1 protein-coding gene is annotated in these 308 nt (G+C 48.4%); it reads left to right on the top strand.

Annotated features, from left to right (window positions below):
• Positions 1-308: reverse transcriptase domain-containing protein (locus tag ACTQ53_RS17740; protein ID WP_441934643.1), on the top strand; the 308-nt coding region annotated here is incomplete at both ends.

Here is a 308-nt window from a genome sequence, read left to right as displayed (position 1 = left end):
GAAAATAATCGATGATGGCTACATTTATGTGGTTGACCTCGACTTGGAGCGTTTCTTCGACACGGTGAGCCACAGTAAACTCATAGAAATCCTCAGCCGCACGATAAAGGATGGTAGGGTGATAAGCCTTATCCACAAATATCTCCGCAGTGGTGTGATGAACAAAGGTATGTTCGAGGCAAGTGGGGAAGGCACTTCCCAAGGAGGACCGTTAAGTCCGCTTTTGAGCAACATCATGCTCAACGAGTTGGACAAGGAACTCACAAGCCGAGGTCTCCCTTTTGTCCGCTATGCCGATGACTCGATGA

Origin of the sequence: Prevotella sp. Sow4_E9_plate, assembly GCF_052116205.1 — a bacterium.
Classification (GTDB): Bacteria; Bacteroidota; Bacteroidia; order Bacteroidales; family Bacteroidaceae; genus Prevotella.
The sequence above is the reverse complement of the archived record's forward strand: the minus strand, read 5'-3'. Positions and strand labels throughout refer to the sequence as shown.